This is a genomic window from Skermanella mucosa (assembly GCF_016765655.2).
GTDB classification, from domain to species: domain Bacteria; phylum Pseudomonadota; class Alphaproteobacteria; order Azospirillales; family Azospirillaceae; genus Skermanella; species Skermanella mucosa.
This window is the reverse complement of the sequence record NZ_CP086106.1, coordinates 6058825-6077721: the sequence shown is the minus strand read 5'-3', so window position 1 is coordinate 6077721 and position 18897 is coordinate 6058825. Positions and strand designations below refer to the sequence as shown.

Below are 18897 nucleotides of genomic sequence, written 5' to 3'. Positions count from 1 at the left end.
GAGCCCGGCCCGTGTGCGGCGGAGACGCATTCCCCTCGGCCCCACCCCTTCCCTCCACCGGCTCCGCGTCCGCGTTCGCCGACTTCACAGGTACTATGGATGGGTCTGACCTCTTCGGCGCGTGCGTCACCGGCTACGGCTCCTCGCCTTCCCGGTGCGGACCAGACGGCCATCGGCCTCTGGTCACGCCGAAGATCTCCCGGTTCCCGCGCAAGGAGCGTCCGCACATGCCAGGGTCTCTGACCACGCCGGACCGCCGGGGTGCTCGCATGACGCACCCCGCCGTATCGCCTTCCAGGCACAGAACCCTGTCGGCATCCGGGATCGAGATTCTTACGCGGCTCAATGGCTGGCCTATGCGCTCCCCTGTCAACGCTTCGCCGACAGCCTCACGACCGCCGCCGCATGACTCGGGGCCGGTGTGGGGCGCTACTCCTTCACCGTACAGGACTTTCACCCGCTACTCCTTGCCGGTCTCCCGGCGCTCTCTGGGTTCATCTGTGGACAACAATAGAAAATCGAACTCATTCGACCACCTCCGGCGGCGGCGCCGTCGGCAGGCGCATGACGATGCAGGTGCCGGCGCCGTTCAGGCCCGGCTGAGCGGAGATGCGGCCGCCGTGGGCCTCGACGATGCCGCGGCAGATCGCCAGGCCGAGGCCGGTCCCGGCGGTCCGGCTGTCGCCGTCCTCGACCCGGTATAACATGTCGAAGATCCGTTCGCGGTCCTCCGGGGCTATCCCCGGCCCCTGATCGCACACCTCGACGATGGCCTGATCCCCGCGCGCGACCGCCCAGACGGTGACCGGCGTTCCCGGCGGCGAGTATTTGCAGGCATTGTCGATCAGGTTGAAGACCACCTGCTCCATCAGCATCGGGTCCAGGCGCAGCAGCGGCACCAAGGGGTCGATCTCGACCTTGACCGTGCGGCGGCGCAGAAGCTTCTTCGCCCGCTCGATGGCCGACGCCACGATGTCGTGCAGGTCCACCCAGTCGGTACGCGGCCGGAGCTGGCCCGACCCCAGCCGCGTCATGTCCAGCAGGTTCTGCACGAAGCGGTTCAGCCGCTCGGCCTCCTCTTGGATGGTCTGGGCCAGCTCCTGCCGGTCGGCGGGGTTCAGCGTCCCCTCGTAGGAGACCAGGCTGGAGGCGGCCCCCAGGATCGAGACCAGCGGCGTGCGCAGGTCGTGCGACAGGGAGGAGAGCAGGGCGGAGCGCAGGCGCTCGGTCTCGGTCGCCAGCCGCGCGTGCTCGATGTCGGCGACCAGGTTGGTGCGCTCGATCGCCAGGGCGGCCTGGTCGGCCAGGGTGTCGAGCAGGCGGCTTTCCTCAGGCGAGAGCAGGCGGCCTGCGGCCTCGATCTGGACGCCCAGCACGCCTACCGGCCCGCGCCCGGTCTTGAGCGGCAGGAATAGCCAGTCCGAGGTCGGCAGCGTGGCGGAGCCCCGGCCGGCCGGCTGGGCGTTGGCCCACGCCCAGTCGGCCGCCGCCCGCGCCTTGTCGTCCAACCTGTCTTCCGGCGGGAAGCCGGCCCGGACGGCGAGCCGGCCGTCCTCCGGCAGCAGCACCAGCGAGCGGCCGCGCAGCGTGGAGGCCACGTGGTGGACCACCGCCCACAGCACGTCGTCCTGGTCGGCCGCCGCCGCGATCCGACTGCTGAAGTCGTAAAGGTTGGCGGTCCGCCGGGCGCTCAGCCGGGTCGCCTCCACCTGCGCCCGGACACGGGCCGCCAGGTTGCTGGTGATGAAGGCGGTGACCAGGAAGAACACCACCGTCAGGATGTTCCGCGTATCGGCGATGTCGAAGGTGAACAGCGGGTCGGTGAAGAAGAAGTTGTACGCCATGAAGCTGGCGACCGACACGGCGATCGACGGCCCCAGCCCGTGGCGGATCGCGACCAGCAGCACCGCCATCAGGTATATCAGCGAGATGTTGGGCAGGTCCAGGAACAGGCTGAGGCCGTAGCCGCAGGCCGAGGCCGCCGCGGTCGCCACGGCCGCGACGGCGTAGCCGGTCCAGTCCAGGCGCTTCCTGCGGGCGGCGGGCGGCGGCGGCTTGGCCTCCCCCTCGTCCTCGCCGCCGACCACCGTCACGTCGAAGCTGTCGGCCCGGGACAGCAGCTCCGCCGTGACGCTGCGCCGGCGCAGGAACGGCAGCCTGCCGCGGCGCGGCCTGCCGGCGATGATCTGGCTGACGTTGCGGGCGCGGGCGAAGTCCAGCAGTTCGGCCGCCACCGACTCGCCCTGGACCACCCTGGTCTCGGCGCCCAGCTGCCCGGCCAGCCGCAGGGCATCGGAGATGCGGTTCTTGGCCTCCTCCGGCAACCCGGCATGGCGCCAGGTCTCCACATGGACCGCCATCCACGGCGCCTGCCGGCGGTCCGCCGTCCGCTTGGCGGTGCGGACCAGCCGCATCACCGCCCTGCCGTCGCCGATGCAGGCCAGGATGCGCTCGCGGGTCGGCCACGGCCCCGGGATCGCGTGGGCGCGCATATAGTTGACCATCTGCGCGTCGACCCGCTCGGCGGCGGCGCGCAGCGCCATCTCGCGCAGCGCGGTCAGGGTGCCGGCGGAGAAGAAATGGTCGACCGCGCGGCGCGCCTGGTCGGGGACATAGACCTTGCCCTCCGCCAGCCGCTTGATCAGCGTCTGGGGCGGCAGGTCGATCAGCTCGATCTCGTCGGCGGTCTGGAGCACGCCGTCGGGCACCGTCTCGCGCACCCGGATGCCGGCGATGCGCTCGACGACGTCGTTCAGGCTTTCCAGGTGCTGGATGTTGAGGGTCGAATAGACGTCGATCCCGGCGGCCAGGATCTCCTCGACGTCCTGGTAGCGCTTCAGGTGCCGGCTGCCGGGGATGTTGGTGTGCGCCAGCTCGTCCACTAGCACCAGCCTCGGCCGGCGCTTCAGGATGGCGTCCAGGTCCATCTCGCGGAATGTCAGGTCGCGGTATTCGACCGGCCGGGGCGGCACCGCCTCCAGCCCGGCGAGCAGGGCCTCGGTGTCGCGCCTTCCATGGGTCTCGACGATCCCGGCGACCACGTCCACCCCGTCGAGCCGCTGGTCGCGCGCCGCTTCCAGCATGGCGTAGGTCTTGCCCACGCCGGGTGCCGCGCCCAGGAAGACCTTGAGGCGGCCACGCCGCTCGCGGTTGGCTTCCGCGAGCAGCGCTTCGGGCGAGGGTCGGTCGGTTTCGGCCATCAGGTCCCGTCGAGAGCGAGGTTGAGCATCAGCACGTTAACGCGCGGCTCGCCGAAAACGCCCAGTGTCCTGCCCTCCGTCAGGCGGGCGACCAGCGCCCGCAGGTCGGCCTCGGGGACTCCGCGCGCCTTCGCGATGCGCGGTACCTGCCACAGTGCTGCTTCCGGCGAAAGATGCGGGTCGAGCCCGCTGGCCGACGCCGCCACCAGTTCGACCGGAACCGGCCCGCGCGCGGTGGCATCCGGGTTGGCGGCGATCAGCGCGGCGGTCCGGACCCGGACCTCTTCGGCCAGCTTCCCGCTGGACGGCCCCAGGTTGGAGGCGCCGGAGGCCGCGGCCTCGTACCCGACCGCCGAGGGCCGGGGCTGGAAATGCTCCGGCCGGGCGAAGGGCTGGGCGATCAGCGCGGAGCCGATGATCTTGCCGTCGCGCTGCACCAGGCTGCCGTGCGCCTGGACCGGAAACAGCACGCCGGCGACCCCGGTGACGGCCACCGGGTAGAGCACGCCGGTGATGAGGGTCAGCACGGCCAGCATCTTCAGCGCCGGCTTGAGTTCCTTGAACATTCTCTCTTTCCCTAGACCAGGCCCAGGGCGTTGACGCCCAGGTCGATCAGCTTGATGCCGATGAACGGCACGACGAGGCCGCCCAGGCCATAGACCAGCAGGTTCCGCCGCAGCAGGCTGGCGGCTCCCGCCGGCTGGTAGCGGACGCCCTTCAGGGCCAGCGGGATCAGCGCGACGATGACCAGCGCGTTGAAGATGATCGCCGACAGGATCGCGCTGGAGGCGTTGCCCAGGCCCATCACGTTCAGCGCCTCCAGCTGGGGATAGGCCGCCACGAACAGCGCCGGGACGATGGCGAAGTATTTCGCCACGTCGTTGGCGATGGAGAAGGTGGTCAGCGCGCCGCGGCTCATCAGCAGCTGCTTGCCGATCATCACGATCTCGATCAGCTTGGTCGGGTCGCTCTCCAGGTCCACCATGTTGCCGGCCTCGCGGGCCGCCTGGGTGCCTGTGTTCATGGCGACGCCCACGTCGGCCTGGGCCAGCGCCGGCGCGTCGTTGGAACCGTCGCCGCACATGGCGACCAGCTTGCCCTCGGCCTGCTCCTGCCGGATCAGCTCCAGCTTGCGCTCGGGCGTGGCCTCCGCCAGGAAATCGTCCACCCCGGCCTCGGCGGCGATCGCGGCGGCGGTCAGCGGGTTGTCGCCGGTGATCATGACGGTCCGGATGCCCATCCGGCGCAGCGTCGCGAAACGCTCCCGGATCGCCGGCTTGACGATGTCCTTCAGGTGGATGGCGCCCAGCACCCGGCCGCCCTTCGCCACCACCAGCGGCGTGCCGCCGGCCTTGGCGATCCGCTCGACCGCCTGGCGCAGGTCGCGCGGCACGCCGCCCTCCCCGACATGGCGGGCGACTGCGTCGGCGGCGCCCTTACGGATGCGGACCGGTTCGGCGCCGAACCCGGACGGCATGTCCACGCCGCTCATCCGGGTCTGCGCGGTGAAGGGGACGAAGGCGAAGTCCGCCGTCTCCACCCGCTGGAAGCCGAACCTGCGCCCGGCCAGCGCCACGATCGACTTGCCCTCGGGCGTGTCGTCGGCCAGCGAGGCGAGGAAGGCGGCCTCCGCCAGGTCGCGCTCGTCCACGCCGGAGACGGGGGCGAACTCCGCCGCCTGCCGGGCGCCCAGGGTGATGGTCCCGGTCTTGTCCAGCAGCAGCGTGTCGATGTCGCCCGCCGCCTCGACCGCGCGGCCGGATTTGGCGATGACGTTGAAGCGCACCAGCCGGTCCATGCCGGCGATGCCGATCGCCGACAGCAGTCCGCCGATGGTGGTCGGGATCAGCGTGACCAGCAGGGCCACCAGGAACACCACGGGCAGGGTGATTCCGGAGTAGCGGGCGAAGGCTTCCAGCGTCACCACGACCACCAGGAAGATGATGGTCATGCCGGCCAGCAGGATGTTCAGCGCGATCTCGTTGGGGGTCTTCTGGCGCTTGGCGCCCTCGACCAGCGTGATCATGCGGTCCAGGAAGCTCTCGCCCGGATTTACGGTGATCCGGACCACGATCCGGTCCGACACCACGCGGGTGCCGCCGGTCACCGCCGAGCGGTCGCCGCCGCTCTCGCGGATGACGGCGGCGGACTCGCCGGTGATGGCGGATTCGTCCACCGTCGCGATGCCGGCGACCACGTCGCCGTCGCCGGGGATCACCTCGCCCGCCTCCACCACCACGAAGTCGCCGGCCCGCAGGCTGGCGGCGGGGACCGACTGCCACTCCGCCGCGGCCGGGTCGGCCAGCCTGCGGGCGGTGGTCTCCGTCTTGGTGCGGCGCAGGCTGGCCGCCTGGGCCTTGCCCCGGCCCTCGGCGACGGCCTCGGCGAAGTTGGCGAACAGCACGGTGACCCACAGCCAAGCCGTGATCTGGCCGGCCACGGCGAGGCCGGCGGCGCCCTCGCCGCCGCCCCCGCCGCCGATGACGAGGTCGCGGACGAACAGGACGGTGGTCAGCACCGCCACCACGGCGGTCACGAACAGGACGGGGTTGCGGGCCAGTTCGCGCGGGTCGAGCTTGCGCACGGCAGCACCGGCCGCCTGCGCCGCGATGCCGGCGTCGAACAGGGAAATCTCGGAAGTGCGGTGGCTCATCGGTTCATGTCCGCGAAGGGGGCGCCCGGGGGGAGCGCCAGATGTTCGGCGACCGGCCCCAGCGACAGCGCCGGGAAGAAGGTCAGGCCGCCGATGATCAGGACGGTGCCGACCAGCAGCCCGACGAACAGCGGCCCGTGGGTCGGGAAGGTGCCGGCCGATGCCGGCAGCGTCTTCTTGGCGGCCAGGCTCCCGGCGATCGCCAGCACCGGCAGGATCACCAGGAAGCGGCCGAACAGCATGGCGAACCCGATCGCCGTGTTGTGGAAGAGGGTGTCGGCGCCGAAGCCGCCGAAGGCCGAGCCGTTGTTGCCGGTGCCCGACGCATAGGCGTAGAGCAGTTCCGACAGGCCGTGCGGCCCCGGCTCCTGGATCGAGGCGGCGGCACCGGGCACGACCAGCGACAGGGCCGACAGTCCCAGCACCCCGAACGGCACGGCCAGCGCCCCGATCATGGCCAGCTTGATCTCCCGCGCCTCGATCTTCTTGCCGAGATATTCCGGCGTGCGGCCGACCATCAGCCCGGCGATGAAGACCGCCAGCAGCACGAAGATCATCATGCCGTACAGGCCGGCGCCGACGCCGCCGAACACCACCTCGCCCAGCATCATGTTGACCATCGGCACCATGCCGCCCAGCGGCATGAAGCTGTCATGCATGGCGTTGACCGAGCCGTTGGACGCGGCGGTGGTGGCGACCGCCCACAGGGCGGAGTTGGCGATGCCGAAGCGGACCTCCTTGCCTTCCATGTTGCCCGCTTCGGACCATGCGGCGACGGCGATGCCGGCCACCAGCATGATCGCCATGGCGGCGAAGATCGCCCGGCCCTGGCGGCGGTCGCCGACCATCCGGCCGAAGGTGTCGGTCAGCCCGGCCGCGACCAGCAGCAGGAACAGCATCTGCACGAGGTTGGAGCCGGGCGTCGGGTTCTCGTAAGGGTGCGCCGAGTTGACGCCGAAGAAGCCGCCGCCGTTGGAGCCGATCTGCTTGATCGCGACCTGGGACGCCGCCGGCCCCTGGGCGATCAGCTGGCGGCCGCCTTCCAGGGTCTCGGCGGAGACATAGGCGTCCAGGTTCTGCGGCACGCCCTGCCAGACCAGGAACAGCGCCGTGGCAAAGGAAAGGGGCAGCAGCAGGTACAGAGTCCCGCGCACCAGATCCGCCCAGAAATTGCCGACCGTCCGGCTGCCGCGCCGGGCAAATCCCCGGATCAGCGCCATCAGCACGGCGATGCCGGTCGCGGCGGAGACGAAGTTCTGCACGGTCAGCCCCGCCATTTGGGCGAGATAGCCGAGCGCCGCCTCGCCGCCATAGGCCTGCCAGTTGGTGTTGGTGGTGAAGCTGACCGCCGTGTTGAAGGCGAGGTCCGGGTCCATGCCGGCCATGCCCTGCGGGTTCAGCGGCAGCCAGTCCTGGAGGCGCAGCAGCGCGTAGAGCAGCAGCAGCCCCAGCAGGTTGAACGCCAGCAGCGACGCGGCATAGCCGGTCCAGTGCTGCTCCGCCCGGGGATCGACGCCGCACAGGCAGTACAAGCCCCGCTCGACGGGACCCAGCGCCCGGTCGAACGGGGCGGGGCCGTCGCCGAACACGCGGGCCATGTAGCCGCCCAGGATGGGCGTCGCGGCGGTGAGGATGACGAGATAAAGGGCGATCTGGAGAAGTCCGGCGGAGTCCATGTCCGGTTCCTCCGCTCAGAACCGTTCCGGGCGCAGCAGGGCATAGCCCAGATACGCCAGCAGCCCGGCCGCGACGATGCCGCCGAGGATGAGGTCGATCGACACGGCGGCGCTCACAACCGTTCCAGCGCGCCGGCCAGCCGGTCCGACGCCGCGAAGAACGCCAGCGCCAGGGCCAGGAACACGAGGTCGAGCATGTCTGCAAGTCTCCCTGAATAAACAGGAGACCAGGCTAGCGAGGACCCGCGTTAATTCTCCATGCGGTTTTCCGGGCCGATGGTAAGCGCAAGATCAAGGGATGTAAGGAAGATGTTAAGGCCGCCCGGAATGCGCTTCTTGCCGAAAAACGCTTGATCCCCGCGGCGGAACCGGGTAGGAACCGGGGCTCAAGGCACGGACGCCGGTTTAGCTCAGTGGTAGAGCACCCGCTTCGTAAGCGGTAGGTCGTCAGTTCAAATCTGACAACCGGCACCATCCTTCCCCCCAAGCGACCGAAGCGGGCACCCGGCACCTCACCGCCAAAGCGTTGAGATCGGCACGGCGAACAGGCGTTCGCCGAAAGGCACGACCTTGTCGTGGTCATACAGGACGAGACCGAGGGCGAAGCGATCGCCGCACGCCCCGGCCAGCCGCCGCAACCCGCCGAAGTCCGCGCCGGTGACGGTCGCCGAAGCCTTCACCTCCACCCCGACGACATGGCCGCGCCGGTTTTCGATGACGATGTCCACTTCGTTCTGGTCCTTGTCGCGGAAATGCGAGAACTCCAGGCGGTCATCCGCCCAGCTCGCAAGTTTGAGGAGTTCGGCAAGGACGAATGTCTTCAGCAGCGCCCCGAACGGCCCTCGGTCGGAGACCAGGCGGTCGGGCGAGATATCGCGAAGGGCGGCGAGCAGGCCGGAGTCGAGGAAGTGAAGCTTCGGAGTCTTGGTAAGCCGCTTCAAATCGTTGGTATACCACGGAGACAGCGTCCGGATCAGGAACAGGCTTTCGAAGATGCCCGCATATTTCTGCGTGGTCACATGGTTCATGCCGAGCGGCCCACCGATGCCGGAATAATTGACAAGCTGTCCCGAATACTGCGCCAGGACCCGCAGCAGGCGCGGCATCTGGCGGATCTGCTCGATCTGGGCGATATCGCGCACGTCGCGCTGGACGATGGCCTCGACGTAATCAAGATACCAGTCCTGCCGGCGCGCCCATGACCGCCGCCCCAACGCCTCGGGATAGCCGCCCCCAAGCACGGCTTCGACCAATTCGTCTCCCATGATCGGATCGCCGACCGCCGGGACCTCTCCCTTGAAGACCTGATCGAGGAAGCCGGATGCCGCACCCCGGATCTCGCTCCGCGCCAGGGGGAGCAGGCGAACGATCTGCATGCGCCCGGCAAGCGAATCCGTGACGCGCGGCAGGGTCATCAGGTTCGCCGACCCCGTGAGGAGGAACCGGCCGGGCCTTCGATCGGCGTCCACGCTCTCCTTGATCGCCAGCAGCAGTTCCGGCGCGCGCTGGATCTCATCGATGACGGCCTTGTCGAGCCCTCGTACGAACCCGGCCGGATCCTGCCGCGCCGCGTCGAGCGTCGTTACATTGTCCAGTGTCAGGAAAGCCCTGTCATCACGCGCCAGCTTCCGGGCCAGGGTGGTCTTGCCGGACTGGCGGGGACCGGCCAGCAGCACGACGCGGGTATCGGACAACGCTTCCTCGACACGGTTCTGAACGAAGCGCGGGTACATGCCTGATGACCGTCCGAGCCGAGGGAGAATTCCGACCGATTGAAAGTACGGCCCCGACCAATTGAAAGTCAACGACCGACCGATTGAAAGTCAGAAGGCGGTCGATTGAAAGCGCTGCCCGCCGCCTCGTCGCGAACCGGCCTTCGGCGCCTTGATCTCCTTGATAAACGGTCCTGAATGAAGCATGTATCCTGCGCCTCGCCCGCCACGCGCAGGACGGGCATCGAAAGCCGCGTTTACGCCGAAGCCGTTCATTCCGACGTTCTTTTCCGTGCAGCGGGCGCCTCGACCGATTGACGACACCGTGGGACCGCGTCCGCTCGCCATCGCGGTCCACTCCCGAAGAGCGCTTTCCCGGAGCCCGGAACAGTGATGACTACTGCAGAACCTTTCACCATCCGCATCTTTGTCGCGGACGGCGATCCCGAGGGGATACGTCTGGTGGACCGGATGAACTGGACAGGCGTCGGCGTCGTGTTCCCGAGGGAGCGCTGGCCCGCCGCGCGCCAGCGGATCGAACTCGCGCGCACCGGCGTCTATGTGCTGGTCGGCTACCAGGAAGGTGACGAGGACCTGCCCACCCTCTATGTGGGCGAGGGCGACGTCGTCCGGGACCGCATCGAAAGCCACTTCCAGAAGAAGGATTTCTGGACGCAGGGTTACGCCTTCGTCACGTCGAACAGCGGGCTCAACAAGGCCCATGTCCGCTGGCTTGAGCAGGCGCTGATCCAGCAGGCCGCCAAGGCCGGCCGCAGCCATCTCGACAACGGGACCATGCCGTCGGAACCCCCCTTGAGCGAAGCCGAGCGCGCCGACAGCCGCGCTTTCCTGCGCGAGATCCTGCAAGCCCTTCCCATCATGGGATTGCGCGCCTTCGAGGAGCCGAAGCCGGTCGCCACTCCGCAGGTTTCGAGCGCGCCAAAACCGGAAGGCGCGGCCAAGTCGGAGCCGGAGGTCGTGGTGGTGGTTCCCGCCCAGGAGGAAGGCTTCAAGCAGGTCTTCCTGGGGGAGAGCCGCTGGCGCGCCATACGCATCGCGGGCGGCAAGCTGCAACGGATCAAGTATATCGCGGCGTACCAGACGAGGCCGGTGTCCGCCGTGACCCACTACGCGCCGATCGAGAGCATCGAGCCCTATGGCGAGGAGGGCAAGTACCAGTTGATCTTCGCCGGACCGGCCCAGACGATCACGCCCATTCCCTTCGCGGATGCTCCCCAGGGATTCATGCAAGGCCCGCGCTACACGACGCTCGCCAAGCTGCTCGAAGCGAAGAAGGTGACGGACCTGTTCTGACCACCGCCGCCCACCCGGCCGGCCAAGCCGTCGGATGGTGGTCGGCCGAAAGCGTCATTCCGCCATCTCCTCGCCCCTGACCAGCATCGGCAGCCGCCTGAGCTTCCCGTCGTCGCCGTCCTGGGTGTAGCAACGACGCGTGAGGCTGTTCCAGGGAGAGGCGGGTCATCCTCAGTTCCTTGTTCTTCACGACCCGCTGAACGGTCTGCCCGTTGGAGTTCCCTCGGTATGCGAATCGGGCAGGGATGATGGATTTTCCCCGGCCCGCCCGTCGCGAATTCCCTTTAATAGTTCAGCCCGTCCGCTCCGATGCCGAGCAGGGTCAGCCCGCCGCCGCCGTCGAAGCTCCCGCCCGGGGTGTTCCCGTCATTGACCAGTCCCGACGAGCTGCCGGACTGGACCGTCAGCCACTTCGACTTATCCACGATGTTGTCGAGGAGGCGGATGTCCTCCGACCGGTTGCCCTGGTTGTCGGAGGCGACGTTGACCACCGAGAGATAGCTGTTGTTCGGGTCGAACTTGTTGTCCGATATGACGCTGTCGTTGCCGCCCAGGACGTTGACCGCGCGTTTCGCGAGGTCGTAGATGTGGTTGCCCAGGACCGTGATGTCCTTGGCCTGGTAGTCGATGTCGCCGGGATAGACCACGCCGGGCTTGGAACTCCAGCCGCCGACGAGGACGCCGTCGAGCACGTCGCTGATGTCGTTGTAGAGGATCTCGATGTCTTCCGAGCCGGCCTTGACGGTGATGCCCGACCGGTTACCGCTCTTGCTGCCGTCGCTGATGTCGTTGTAGGCGATCACGGCGTCCCGGACATAGACGTTGTCGATTCCCTCCTCCCGGCCGAAATTCTCGACGGTGTTGCCGGTCACCGCGACGTATCGGGCCTGGGCCAGCTTGATGCCGTCGATGCTGGAACCGCTGATATGGTTGTCCTCGATCACGATGTTGGTCGTCAGGTTCTTCAGGTGGCTGCCGCTCTGGGTCAGCTTGATGCCCTCGGTCCCGCCCTGGATCGTGAAGCCCTTGATCGCGATATAGTCCTCGCCGTAGGCGGAGATGCCCGGCTTGCCGGAGGACGCGATGATCTTCGCCGCTCCCTCGCCGTCGGCTGAGACCAGCCAGACCGGCTTGCCCTTGGTGCCGCTCGCATCATCCAGCGAGACGCTTTCCCGGTAGGTGCCGGACTTGACCATGACGGCGGTGCCGGGGGTCGCCTTGTCGACCGCCGCCTGGATGGTCTTGAACGGTGATGACGACGAGCCGTTGCCGCCGCCCGAGGCGTTGTCGTCGACCCACAGCAGGTTGGTCGGCTTGGCCTTGGCGACGTCGGGAACGGCCGATCTGGCCAGGGAACTGAATGTCAGGGGAGAGTAAGCCATGGAAGTCTCCTTAGCCTCGGATGGAAATCCGGGCATGCTGGCCGGCACGAAGAATTACTTCGCTCCAGGTACAGTTGTGATCAGGTTGTGACCAAAAAGAGGATGAATAGATGACAGATTAGTGAGCGGCTACTTGCGTTGTTGTTAGTTTCATTTGCGAAATTCATAGACTTGGTCATCGGGTGTCAAGGCACAAATAAAATTTTACGGTGAATATATTCAACTGTATAGGGAAGTTCTGAAAAAATGTATTATATGGAACATGCGGGTTTGCGGATCCGGACCACTGGTTCGATAGCAGGCTAACTAGTATTGGAATGGTTTCCATAACCGGATAGCCGCGGCGACGCTTTCGGGGAACGGGTCGGGAATTGCCTGTCCGATCGATCGGGGTGCCTCGTGGGCCGGGGTCGAGGGAAGGAGGCGGCGTCACTGCGCCGCGGGACCGCCCCTGTTCGCGGGCCGCGGCGGCGCGGCCTGTTCCTGCCGGTCCGGTTGGGCCTGCGGAGTCAAGGGATCGACCCGGTACCGCGCGCGCTCCTCCGGCGTGAACTCCGGCAGCCCCTCGGCCCGCAGGGCGCGCAACTCGCCCAGCAGGGACGCGAGGTCGGAATCGCGGGGCGTCACCGTCTCCACGCGGAGGGCGCCGGCGCGCTGGACCAGGACATGCCATCGGCCGTCGCCGATCCGCAGGGAGACCGGCTGGCCGTCCACCGCCGCATGGGCCAGCACCCGGTCCAGACCCGGCGACCAGAGGCGGAGCAGGTTGACGGCGTTGTCGCGCGTGTCTCCACCGAAGCGGCTTCTGTTGCGGGTGGCGCTCGAACTCACGATCGTATCGGGGGCGCTTCCGGATTGCAGCGGGATGACGTCCTCCGCCCGGGCGGCCCGCCACCATTCCGACTGCCATCCGGCGTCCGGACCGGGCATCCAGACCTCAAGGGCGCCGGTCCGGTTCGCAACGAGGACGCGGCTGTTCCCGGATCCACCCATGACGGGACGCGGCCTCCTGAAGCGCACTGAAATGCCCATCCGGGCGAGACCCTGCTCCGGCCTGATGAAGGCGATCTCGGTGCCGTCCGAGAAACGCCATCCCCGCATCCTGTCGGACTGGTGGAGGACCGCCGTCGTACCGTCGGTCAGCACCATCGCGGGTTCCTCGCCGGCGTGGCCCAGGGATCTCAGCAGGCGGCCGTCGGGAAGCGAGAGGTGGTCCACCGCCCCGTCGCTCCGGACCATGACGATGCTTCCGGCGTCCGGAGCCAGGGCCACTGCGCGCGGCATCGCCGGCCCGGTCCGCGGCACGGGCTCCACGGAATCCCGGTCGGGGTCCCAGATCCCGACACCCTGCGGAAGGGTGACCAGGAGAGATCCGGACGGCAGAGGGATCAGCGTGGCTCCGGGCGCGAAATTCCGGGATACCGCCGGCCAGGGAGAGCCGCCTTTCCAATGATGCGCGTGCCCTGCGGTCGTGATCGCGCTGACGGTGGAAGCGTCGCCGGATGCCCACGCATCCCGCAAGTCCAGATTCTCTTCGGAGACCGACACCAATGGTTCAAATGTCCTCGGGTCGAGGATCAGAATTTCCCCGTCACTGCCCAGCGCCGGAATCGGACCCTCCCCGCTGACATTCACGAGCCTCGCGACATCCGGGCTGCCATAGCCGCCGCCCCTGGCGACCATGACGCCGTCATATGTCCGCGCCGCCAGGACGGTGTTTCCATCGGACCCGACCAGGGTTTCTCCACCGTTCACGAAAGCCAGCGTGTTCATGCCGCCGAAGTCGCCGAAGCCGCCGACCATCGTGACCGGCGGGCGGCCGGGACGCGGGTCGAGGATCGCCGTCGCGTTCCGCTCCGGCACCTCTCCGTATGTGCTGACCGCGATCAGGCCGTCCGCGGGGGAGAGTGCGATGGCGGAGACTTCCGCCTCGAACACATTGTAAGACCAGAGTTCCCGCCTTGCGTCGAGATCGACGAGACCGGCCAGCCCCGCCTCCGTGCCGAAAGCCAGATTGCTCCCCGGCGCGTCCATGGCGACTGCCGCGATCCCGGTCACGGAAAGGGCGACGTCGGATGCTTCTCCCGATCCGGCCTCCCAGACACGGATCCGCTCCGGGTCCCACCCGACGACCCGCCGGCCGTCGTCGCTGACGAGGATCCCGTCGGGTGCCCAGTCGGCTACGTCGATGACCCAGGGCTCCGCCTCGGGAGTGCCGACCTCGATCGTTTCCGCGAACTGGAGCGCCATGACCTCGCCGGAGGCGCTCAGCGCCGTGCGGGCTGGCATGCGGCCGCCGGTCGGCAATTTGGTCAGCGTGATTCCGGCGGCGGAATCGACCCGCTGTTCCAGGCCGGAATGGCCGTCCCACCAGAGCGAAACGGGTCCCGAGTTTCCCGCGGCGATCGCCACAGCACTCAATTCCGGTATCCGAAAGCGGCTCTTCGGGGGAGCCAGGGTGTCCAGCTTCCTCACCGCCATGGTGCCGTCGTCCATGACCATGGCGAGATCGCCGGTTCCCGCCGGCTGGACCATCACGTCTATACCCGGGACGGCTTGAAGGGTTCCGACCGCCTGTCCGGTGACGGAGTCCCAGGCGGCGACCCCGTCGGTCCATCCGCCGGTCAGCAGCAGCTTGCCGTCGTTCGTGAACAGGAGGTCCCGGACCACCCGCGTGTGCGCCTCGATGGTAATGGTTTTCGCGATCGTGCCGGCCGGTCCGAAGCTCGCCAAGAGAACCTGTCCGGCGGCGTCGCCGGCCGCGAGCGTTCCGCCGTCGGGCGAGAACCGGAGGGCGGTGATGTAACGCAAGCGGGGCGCGGACTTCTCCAGGGCCCTCGGCTCCGCCCCCGTCACGTCGAAAAGGGTGACGAGCCCGTATTCGGTCGCGGTCGCGAGGCGGCTTCCGTCGGGTGACCACACCACCGCCGTCACCCGCGCATTGTGCCGGACCACCGCCTCGGCGCCCGCGGAGCCGATCCGCCACAGACGGAGGGTGCGGTCGTCCCCCACGCTGGCGATCCGGTCCCCCGCCGGGTTCATCGCCACCGCGTTCAGATCCTCGTCATGCCCCTCGAACTCCGCGACCAGGGCGCCGGTCGCGGCATCGAAGACCCTGACTTTTCCTTCGCTCCAGCGTGCTACCAGCCGCCGGCCGTCCGGACTGAACACGGGGGACGAAAGCCCCTGGTACTGGAACCGCCCCTCGGCGGACGGCGGTGTCTTCCAGACGCGTTCGCGGTTCCCGGTGTCCCATACCGTAATCGAATCCCCATCCAGCGATCCGGCCGCCACATGGCGCCCATCGGGCGACAGCGCGAAGACAGCGTTGTTGTAGCCCGTCTCGATGAGCCATTCCCCCCGCGCCGCCGGCCGACTGGCGAGGATCTGCTCCAGCGCCCGGTGGGGCAGGGTGTCCCGCCAGGGGAGCGGATCGTCCACCCAGTCGGGAAAGGCCTCGGCGATCAGGTTCGCCGCCGCCCCGGTCTCCCCGGTGCCCAATTCGCGGAGCGCGTCGTCGGCCAGCCGGTCGGAATAGCGGAGTGCCAGCTCCATCGCGTGGTTGCGCTCCTCCGACACCCTTTCGAAGGCCATGAAGCCCGCCGCCACGATGACGCAGACCGTCGCGACCAGCGCGCCGGCCATGAGCCGGGCCCAGGTCCGCCGGCGCAGCCGCGCCTTCTCGCAGGCCGCCAGGAAGGCGTCCACCAGCGCCAGCCCGCCGCCATGGCGGTCCGCCCAGGCCGCCGTCGCGCTGACCCGGGCGCGCCAGCGTTTCCTCTCCGCCGTTTCCGGGAGAAGCTTGCCGGGCTTGCCCGCCGCCGGGGTCCTGTCCCACTCCTGCGCCGCCGAGAGCAGCAGCCGCCAGCTGTCGCCGTCGCGGCGCTCCTGCTCCAGCCAGCCCAGCCGGCGCCACTGCTCCGCCTCGCCGTCGTTCGCGTTCGGTGCCTCGCCGGCGATCGCCCGCCAGCGGCGGATCAGCGCCTCGTGCCCGATATCGATCTGGTGCTCGGCGGTAAGCTCCGGGACCTCGACGGGCGACGGCACCAGGAAGGAGCAGTCCGGCTCCCGGAACCGGTCGATGACGCGGTGCAGAGCGACCGCCCGCGCCGGATCGATCCGGCCGTCGGGGCCGGCGGCGGCGACCGCCTCCAGTTCGGCGACGGTGCGCCGGCGCCGGATCGCCCGGTTCTGCCGGTCGGTGTCGGTCAGTTCCTTGAACAGGCGCTCGACCAGCGCCCCGGCGGGAATGCCGTCGGTCCAATCCTCGATTTCCTTGCGGACCTCCTCGGCGTGGCGCGACAGCGCCTCCTCCAGCCCGCCGATCCGGCGGTAGTCCTCCAGGGCGAGGTGGCGGACCCCCGGACGCTCCCCGGCGATCGACCACAGCCGCATCAGGACGTGCTGGAGGACCGGCAGGCGATCGCTCTCCTCCCGGTCCAGCAGCAGGGTCTGGACCAGCAGCGGATCGATCCCGGCGCCCGCCTGCTCCACCGGCCGGCGGATGATCGGGACCAGCGATTCGCGGTCGAGCTGGGGCACCAGGTACTGGGATGCGCTGACCGCCTCGGCCAGACCATGGAACCGGCCGCAGTCGCCGAAGAAGTCCGAGCGCATGGTGACCAGCACCGTCAGCCGGCCGGAGGGATCGCCCGCCCCGCGCAGCAGAAGCTCGACGAAGGCGCGGGCCTCCTCGCGCCGGGCGGCGCGCTCCTCCCCCTCCGCTTCCTCGCCGAACCGGAACAGCTCCTCGAACTGGTCGACCACCAACAGGACGCGGTCGGCCGCCGCCGCGTCCGGGGCGAGGTCCACCGCCCGGGCGAGGCCGTCCGACATGCCGTTCAGCAGCGGCGCGATTCCCCAGCGCGCAAGCCCCAGCCGCTCCTGCCGGTCGGCGAAGCGGGCGATGCGCCGGGCGTCGATCTCTCCGGCGGGCTCCGCCGGGGCGCCGCGGACCTCCGGATCCAGGCCGGCCAGGACCTCCGCCAGCCGGCGGATCGGGGCATTGCCGGGGCGGGTCTCGAACAGGTGCCAGGGTGAACCGGAGAGGGACGAGGCGCGCTCCAGCCGCGGCAGCAGGCCCGCCTTGACCAGCGACGACTTGCCGCTTCCCGACGCGCCGACCACGGCGACGAACCGGGACTCGCGGACCAGCCGGTACAAGGCCGTGCTCTGGGCGTCCCGGCCGAAGAACCAGTCGGCGTCCTGCTTCTGGAACGGCCGCAGGCCGGGAAACGGGCGCTCCGCCGAGCACCAGGGGCCGGGGCCGCTCATCGGGCCGCTCCTTCGCGTACCTGCCGCACCAGGGGACGCAGCGCTTCGGCCGCCCGGCGCGGATCGTCGATCTCGGCCTCCTCCAGGTCGCCGTCGAAGAACCGGGCCTTGGCCGCCTCGGCATCGGGGCTTCCGGGAATCTTCACCAGCCACAGCGCGGGGGCGGGGCGCCTCCTCGCTCCCGGCGGGCGCGGGCGGCGCAGGGTCTTGAGCAGCGCGCGGACCGTCTCGGCGGGACCGTCGCGCCAGCAGATGACGACGGACGAAACCAGCGGCAGGATCCCGGCCAGCTGGACGTCCATAGGGTCCGCGGCGTCGAAATCGGGGATCCTGGGCTTCAGGCCCTCCGCCTTCAGGCTGCGGGCGACCGCGACCGCGTCCGCCGCGTCCGCCGGATCGGCCCACACGGCGAGCAGCCCGGGCTCGTCCTCCTCTTCCCCGCCGGTGCCCGGTTCGGGCGTGCCGGCCGGGCGCAGCCGCGCCGTCAGGACCTGGATGAAGGTCAGCAGATCGCCGTTCTCCGGCACGTCGCTGTCCCTCGGCGCGCAGAACCGTTCCAGCAGCACCAGCGCGTCCGGGCGGTGGACCGGCTTCCCTTCGGCGTCGCGCAGCCCCGGGAAGGCGGGCAGCCAGAGGAACCGGCTGGGCGCCCCGGGCGGGGCCGCCTCGTCGACCCGGGAGCCCGACCATTCCAGCTGGCGGCGGACCAAGTCCCTGTGGACCGTGCCGTCCCTGCCGTCGATATGTTTCTGCTCACCGATCAGGTGGACCAGCGCTTCGGCCTGGTCGATGGTCTGCTGCGCCAGCAGCTTCGCCGCCGCGGGGTCGGACAGGGGTTCCGGCTCCAGCGGCAGGGGCGTGAAGCCCCGGGCCGTCAGCTCGGTCACGACCCGCGCCCGGGCCTCGGCCATGTCGGCGGCCGTCCAGGCCACGAAGACGACGGGACCGCCGGCCTTCGTGGCTTTCGTCGGGGTCCCGCCCGCCGTTTCCCCACCCACCGTTTCCCCGATGGCAGGCGCCCGGGGCACCAGCCGGTTGATTGCGGTGACCAGTTCCCGGATACGCTCCAGATAGTGGTTCGTGGATATTCTGCCGAACCAGTAGAAAGGCTGGTAGTCGCCGGATCGCAGGTTCCCGCTGAAGAAGTCGAAACCGGCCCGCCCGCCGAACTCGGCGGGCCACCGGTCCCTGGGAACGTCATGGATCCCGATCCTGATCAGGCATTCCCGGCTGGGCGGCGGGTTGTCGGTCCGGGCATGGAAGCGCTCCAGCTCCATCCGGCACCAATCGCGGCCGTAATAGTCCGTGGAATGGACCGCCAGGAAGATGTCGCAGCCGTCCACTCCCTCCTCGATGCGTTTCTTGAAGTCCTGGGAACCGTCGATCTCGTACGCGTCGCGCCAGATCTTCAGGTCGCTGCGGCCCCAGGCCTTGAGACCATAGCTCAGCGCCTCGTGGAAATGGGAAATCCATCCGACCCCGTCCGCCCCCTTCGGAGGCAGGGTGTCGTCGACCCGCGCGTAGCTGATGAAGACGCTTGGCATGGTCGGCGACAGAACCCTTCTAATGAAAAGCTTCTCTGGATTTCCTTCGAACGGATTAGATGGACGGTGGCGCGGGTGTCAATCTTGAACTTGCCCTTTATTTGAGATATTAAGGTAAACAGAAAGTAAAGCTGCGCCAGAA

General features: G+C 68.8%; 11 protein-coding genes and 1 tRNA gene. 2 read left to right on the top strand and 10 right to left on the bottom strand.

Annotated features, from left to right (window positions below; genetic code table 11):
* Positions 1-524: 524 nt before the first annotated feature.
* Genes JL100_RS28150 through kdpF form a run of 5 tightly spaced genes read right to left on the bottom strand, consistent with a single transcriptional unit; the run spans position 525 to position 7646 of the window.
* Positions 525-3200 (bottom strand): sensor histidine kinase, encoded by a 2676-nt coding sequence (locus tag JL100_RS28150; RefSeq protein WP_202684940.1) that lies wholly within the window; start codon positions 3198-3200, stop codon positions 525-527.
* Entirely contained in the window at positions 3200-3766 is a 567-nt protein-coding gene (kdpC, locus tag JL100_RS28145; protein WP_202684939.1) for a potassium-transporting ATPase subunit KdpC, read from the bottom strand. The genes JL100_RS28150 and kdpC overlap by 1 nt, the downstream gene beginning before the upstream one ends.
* 11 nt (positions 3767-3777) lie before the next feature.
* The gene (kdpB, locus tag JL100_RS28140) at positions 3778-5853 is read right to left on the bottom strand and encodes a potassium-transporting ATPase subunit KdpB (RefSeq protein WP_202684938.1); all 2076 of its coding nucleotides are present in this window, start codon (positions 5851-5853) and stop codon (positions 3778-3780) included.
* On the bottom strand, positions 5850-7529 hold the full coding sequence (kdpA, locus tag JL100_RS28135; RefSeq protein WP_202684937.1) for a potassium-transporting ATPase subunit KdpA: 1680 nt from the start codon (positions 7527-7529) through the stop codon (positions 5850-5852). Before kdpA ends, kdpB begins: the two co-directional genes overlap by 4 nt.
* 15 nt (positions 7530-7544) lie before the next feature.
* The gene (kdpF, locus tag JL100_RS28130; protein ID WP_202684936.1) at positions 7545-7646 is read right to left on the bottom strand and encodes a K(+)-transporting ATPase subunit F; all 102 of its coding nucleotides are present in this window, start codon (positions 7644-7646) and stop codon (positions 7545-7547) included.
* Positions 7647-7928: 282 nt separating this feature from the next.
* On the opposite strand from kdpF, the gene JL100_RS28125 reads away from it, so the two are divergent.
* A tRNA-Thr gene (locus JL100_RS28125) sits at positions 7929-8003 on the top strand.
* A gap of 38 nt (positions 8004-8041) precedes the next feature.
* Here the strand turns inward: JL100_RS28125 and JL100_RS28120 are convergent.
* Together JL100_RS28120 and JL100_RS28115 are read right to left on the bottom strand one after the other, a co-directional pair.
* A complete protein-coding gene (locus JL100_RS28120; protein ID WP_202684935.1) occupies positions 8042-9262 on the bottom strand; it encodes an ATP-binding protein in 1221 nt (406 codons plus the stop codon).
* Positions 9263-9352: 90 nt separating this feature from the next.
* Positions 9353-9517, bottom strand: coding sequence for a hypothetical protein (locus JL100_RS28115; RefSeq protein ID WP_228420947.1), 165 nt, complete (start codon positions 9515-9517; stop codon positions 9353-9355).
* A 117-nt stretch (positions 9518-9634) separates the two neighbouring features.
* On the opposite strand from JL100_RS28115, the gene JL100_RS28110 reads away from it, so the two are divergent.
* Entirely contained in the window at positions 9635-10555 is a 921-nt protein-coding gene (locus JL100_RS28110; RefSeq protein WP_202684934.1) for a GIY-YIG nuclease family protein, read from the top strand.
* A 284-nt stretch (positions 10556-10839) separates the two neighbouring features.
* On the opposite strand, the gene JL100_RS28105 is transcribed toward JL100_RS28110, so the two are convergent.
* The 3 genes from JL100_RS28105 to JL100_RS28095 all read right to left on the bottom strand — a co-directional run bounded on the left by JL100_RS28105 (position 10840) and on the right by JL100_RS28095 (position 18755).
* Positions 10840-11937 (bottom strand): right-handed parallel beta-helix repeat-containing protein, encoded by a 1098-nt coding sequence (locus tag JL100_RS28105; RefSeq protein WP_202684933.1) that lies wholly within the window; start codon positions 11935-11937, stop codon positions 10840-10842.
* A 429-nt stretch (positions 11938-12366) separates the two neighbouring features.
* Positions 12367-17211, bottom strand: a complete 4845-nt coding sequence (locus JL100_RS28100) for a WD40 repeat domain-containing protein (RefSeq protein WP_202684932.1) — start codon at positions 17209-17211, stop codon at positions 12367-12369.
* Positions 17208-18755 (bottom strand): toll/interleukin-1 receptor domain-containing protein, encoded by a 1548-nt coding sequence (locus JL100_RS28095; protein WP_202684931.1) that lies wholly within the window; start codon positions 18753-18755, stop codon positions 17208-17210. Before JL100_RS28095 ends, JL100_RS28100 begins: the two co-directional genes overlap by 4 nt.
* Positions 18756-18897: the final 142 nt, after the last annotated feature.

Excerpts from the sequence above, each read along its gene's own strand:
- kdpA (WP_202684937.1), bottom strand. The coding sequence starts at position 7,529 with ATGGACTCCGCCGGACTTCTCCAGATCGCCCTTTATCTCGTCATCCTC.
- JL100_RS28110 (WP_202684934.1), top strand. The coding sequence starts at position 9,635 with ATGACTACTGCAGAACCTTTCACCATCCGCATCTTTGTCGCGGACGGC.
- JL100_RS28150 (WP_202684940.1), bottom strand. The coding sequence starts at position 3,200 with ATGGCCGAAACCGACCGACCCTCGCCCGAAGCGCTGCTCGCGGAAGCC.
- JL100_RS28095 (WP_202684931.1), bottom strand. The coding sequence starts at position 18,755 with ATGCCAAGCGTCTTCATCAGCTACGCGCGGGTCGACGACACCCTGCCT.
- JL100_RS28100 (WP_202684932.1), bottom strand. The coding sequence starts at position 17,211 with ATGAGCGGCCCCGGCCCCTGGTGCTCGGCGGAGCGCCCGTTTCCCGGC.
- kdpC (WP_202684939.1), bottom strand. The coding sequence starts at position 3,766 with ATGTTCAAGGAACTCAAGCCGGCGCTGAAGATGCTGGCCGTGCTGACC.
- JL100_RS28105 (WP_202684933.1), bottom strand. The coding sequence starts at position 11,937 with ATGGCTTACTCTCCCCTGACATTCAGTTCCCTGGCCAGATCGGCCGTT.
- JL100_RS28120 (WP_202684935.1), bottom strand. The coding sequence starts at position 9,262 with ATGTACCCGCGCTTCGTTCAGAACCGTGTCGAGGAAGCGTTGTCCGAT.
- kdpB (WP_202684938.1), bottom strand. The coding sequence starts at position 5,853 with ATGAGCCACCGCACTTCCGAGATTTCCCTGTTCGACGCCGGCATCGCG.
- JL100_RS28115 (WP_228420947.1), bottom strand. The coding sequence starts at position 9,517 with ATGAACGGCTTCGGCGTAAACGCGGCTTTCGATGCCCGTCCTGCGCGT.